The 3,553-nt window shown below is 44.1% G+C and carries 3 protein-coding genes; all 3 read right to left on the minus strand.

The features are described 5' to 3' along the window. Positions 1-1,377 (minus strand): formate--tetrahydrofolate ligase (locus tag CAG69_RS15115; protein ID WP_161444917.1); only part of this gene is annotated, 1,377 nt, incomplete at its 3' end. 236 nt (positions 1,378-1,613) lie between these two features. Further along, positions 1,614-2,918: an inosine/guanosine kinase gene (locus CAG69_RS15120; protein WP_161444919.1), complete on the minus strand. Its 1,305-nt coding sequence runs from the start codon at positions 2,916-2,918 to the stop codon at positions 1,614-1,616. 233 nt (positions 2,919-3,151) lie between these two features. Further along, the coding region (locus tag CAG69_RS15125; protein ID WP_161444921.1) for a CreA family protein at positions 3,152-3,553 on the minus strand (402 nt) is incomplete at its 5' end.

Here is a 3,553-nt window from a genome sequence, read left to right on the forward strand (position 1 = left end):
CTCTGTAGGCTGGGCACAAGCGTCAATAACATGTTGAGCTAACTGAGTTGTGCCTTGCCCGCCTTGCGCAAAAGCGGTGCTGATAGCGACTTTAACTTCCGGATTAAATTGCTGAACCAGCTCTTTAAGTATTTTAAGCTCTTTCTCACAATCTTGCGGAAACTGGTTAATAGCGACAACAGCTGGAATGCCATATTTATGGACGTTATTAATGTGCCATTTTAAGTTTTCAAATCCCGCTTCCAATGCTGCTTGGTCTGGATTAAAAATGGAATCTGGAATAGCCATACCTGGTCGTAAATCGTAGTGTCCAGAATTTGCTTTGAGGCCGCGTAATGTCGCTACTATCACTACACAATCTGGCGCCTTGCTGGCGGCGGCAGCTTTAATGTTACACGCTTTCTCAAATCCCATGTCCGAACCAAACCCCGCCTCTGTTACAGTGTAACTTGATAGTTTTAACGCGATATCGTCGGCAATAATGGATGAATTTCCATGGGCGATGTTTGCGAACGGGCCTGCGTGAATCAACGTAGGAACACCTTCCAGAGTTTGCATCAGTGTCGGTGCAATGGCCTCTTTTAATGTCACTGCCATTGCTCCTGCAACTTGCAGATCCTCAGTGGTTACCGGGTTTCCGTTCAAATCGTACGCTACGACAATTTTCCCAATACGCTGACGTAAATCTTTCAAATCTTTAGCCAGTGCAATGATAGCCATTAACTCAGACGCGGCAGAAATATCGAACCCTTCGTCGCGTTCGTATCCATTGATGACTTTTCCTGGCTCATTTAACCCAATTTTGACTTTACGTAGTGCACGATCATTATGGTCCATTACTCGTTTCCAAGTAATGCTTGCCGTATCGATTTTAAGTGCCTTTAATCCAGTACGTGCTTCAAAGGCATCATAGCCTTCGCGTTGTTCATGATACAAGCGAGCATCAAGCGCGGCTGAAGCTAGATTATGCGCCGCCGTCACCGCATGGATGTCACCAGTAAGGTGTAAGTTCAGTTCTTCCATTGGAGCAACTTGGGAATAACCACCGCCAGCAGCACCGCCTTTAATACCGAATACAGGCCCCATAGAAGGTTGTCTAATACATGCGATAACGGATTGTCTAAGCTTAGCTAAACCTTGCGCCAGTCCGACAGTTGTAACGGTTTTTCCTTCGCCAAGTGGGGTAGGAGTGATCGCAGTAACAAGCACAAGCTTACCGTTATCATTCTCTTTTAGCCGCTCCAAACATTTTGGATGGACTTTGGCTTTGTGCTTCCCGTGAGTGTCATATTCTTCGGGTAGTAACCCTACTTTTTCCGCAATAACATCAATAGAAGAAAGTGGTGTGTTTCGGCAAATTTCAATATCTGACTGCATGGATAATCCCTAAAGTGACTCGCAGGTAGTGTTGAAAAACAATCTGAGTTGGAGCAAGTATTATTGTTGGGCAAACGTTTGCTCGGTGATAGTACGGTTTCGATTCGGTATGTAAAGAGTTTACTGCTCTATACTGTGCTACATACTAACAAAATCTACTATTTACTGCGCCAGATCAAAACAAAAAGGCCACCAAATGGTGACCTTGATGTATTTTTAGCTTTAAAGCTGTGATCTTAACGATCCCAGTAAGTTTCTTCTAAGCTATCTTCTCGTTCAGGAAGTGCTCGCGATAGGCGAGGAGAGTGTTGTGTCAACACTTCATAGCTTACTCGGTTTGCATATTTACAGATCTGAGAAAGTGATGAGTAAGTCAAACAGCGTACTTCGTGCTTTTCTGAGTTAGGCACTTCTTTTTGATGGAAAGAGTTTGCAGCCATATCATGCAGTAAAGCAGAAAGCGCCGCATCACCTGCGCCGTTGGTGTTCTTAATCTCTAGTGGACCCCCCAGGTAAGGACCAATGTAAGAGTATACCTTCATTGGCTTCTCACAATCTCCTTGACGCATCGCACGACTAAATTCGTATTGGTTAAAGGCTTCAATTGAACCTTCAAGAATGTCGTGTGTGGTTTCTCGTTTTACTTTTTCGTCGGTGTAACCTGCCATGTATAGGCCATTTGGGCCAGCAGTACATAGAACAAGATCAACCCACTCAAGTGCTTTATCAGCAGCCGCTAGCGGTTCTGTCTCGCCTGTTAATGCCGCGCCTTCTTCTTCATTCATTGCAACAACAGATATGTTCTCGCGAATGTACTCTTGCCACCACTGCGCGTTACCTTCGATAACGTATTTTGTGCCTAAAGTTAGTACAACAGGGACATCGTGCTTCTTGGCAAAGTCGATCGCTTTTTGTACCGCTCTCGGCATTGGATCCTCTTCTTTACCGCGCATTAGGTAAGAAGAAACAACCAGAGCTGATGCTTTCTCAAAGATCTCTTCAGGAATGCTTTCCGGAAGTAGTTGGTTCATGTGACCTTCATTGATAGCAAATGTGCGTTCGCCATCTTGAGAAATCAGGGTATAGCAACGACCAATAGGACCATCTACCGTTTGTAGGTGGTTGAGGTTCATGCGTGAAGACGTGCGGCAAAGGTAGCGGTAAGCAAAAGAACCAACTTGAATGTTCTTGGACATCACACCGAGCAAAACGGATTTGCTATCCGCCAATACTGAGTAATTGTGGAGCGTGTTGCCAATCGTGTCACCTGGGTATTGGTGTGTGATCAGGCCTTGCTCAACCAGTTCTTCGTAAAGTGCATCTGCTTTGCTTTCTTCAAGAACGAGTGAATGTCCTTTACTTAGGTTGTATTTTTCTAAAAACGCATCACCTACACGCGCTTCGATATCTACGATGGTTTGACCGACACCAACAATAGTTGGGCGATATAGCTTAGGCGCTTGTCGGATTTGGTTTACTAATGGATCTCGAGCGTGAGTTGGGAAGTAGTGTTTAGATTTACGCTGACCAGGAAACTTCATGCTTGTTCTTGAGTGAGAAAAAAAAAGAGGCGGGATTGTATCACAAAAAAATGAAAATCGTGGCGTTTTATTACAAAGAAGTTTGCCCGCTGAAAAAATCAGCGAGCTGGAGAAATTGCGACCAAGATAGCCTAAATTACTGATGCTTATAGTACTACAATTGGTCGCTTTTCAGATTGTTGATCGGTTATTCTCTTTAACAACGAGCTTGGAGCTACCCAAAATTAGCTGCGTTACTTTTTCACTTCAGTTGGCTCAACGTAAGCCTTGGTGCCCCAAAGTGGAACCGTCGATAGGCTGTGCTTAAAGCTACCGTCTGTCTCTTTTGTTGTGTAAGACAGGTAGAGTAAGGTTTGATTGTCTGCGTCATAAATACGACGAACCTTCATTGTTTTGAAGAAAATACTTTTTGACTTCTTAAATACAATTTCGCCAGACTTACTTTTATCTATTTTTGCAATCATCTCCGACGTGATTTCGCCAGTCTGACGACAGGATATTGAGCTGTCACTTGGATCCGCTAAGCTAAAATCTGCTTCGATAGAAGCTATATGACACGTTACCCCCGTGACTACCTCGTCTTTTAATTCACCGACTTTGATGTCTTTCAAAGTAAACCAACCGAGTCCTACATC

Source organism: Vibrio sp. V43_P6S15P86, assembly GCF_009904725.1.
GTDB lineage: Bacteria > Pseudomonadota > Gammaproteobacteria > Enterobacterales > Vibrionaceae > Vibrio > Vibrio diabolicus.